1 protein-coding gene is annotated in these 543 nt (G+C 45.3%); it reads right to left on the bottom strand.

Annotation, left to right across the window (positions count from 1 at the left end):
• Positions 1-541, bottom strand: a 541-nt coding sequence (gene yeiP / locus A3761_RS25300) for an elongation factor P-like protein YeiP (RefSeq protein WP_231881317.1), incomplete at its 3' end; no start/stop codon positions are given.
• Positions 542-543: the final 2 nt, after the last annotated feature.

Raw genomic sequence — 543 nt, 5'->3', positions numbered from 1 at the left:
GCCCAGTAAACTTGCGCTCTTCAACATTGATCTTAATACGGTCACCAGTAGAAATGTGCTCTGGCACTTGTACCGTTAAACCCGTCGTTAAGATTGCAGGTTTGGTACGCGCGGTAGCCGAGCCACCTTTTAAAGCTGGGTCAGTTTCTACAATTTCCAGCTCAACAGTACTAGGTAACTCCAGTGCAACCGGAGCCTCGTTTACCATCACAACCAGCAAGCCTTGCGCATCTTCGGCCATAAACAATAACTCATCAGCGATGCTTTCTTTATCCAGACTATATGAAGAGTAGTCTTCGCTATCCATAAAAACGTATTCATCACCATCAGCATATGAAAAAGTTACCGGGCGGCGGTCCAAATCTGCAAGTGACAGCATATCGGAGTCTTTGAAAGTTTCATCAATCTTATGGTTTGTCGCCACATTGTACATACGCATACGATACAAACTTCCGCCTGCACGGCCTTGTGGAACAGAGCGCTCGATATCGCGAACAATATAAGCTTCACCATTCATTTCAACGGCAGCGTTCTTCTTAATTT

The sequence above is a fragment of the Oleiphilus sp. HI0123 genome (assembly GCF_001635315.1).
The sequence above is the reverse complement of the archived record's forward strand: the minus strand, read 5'-3'. Positions and strand labels throughout refer to the sequence as shown.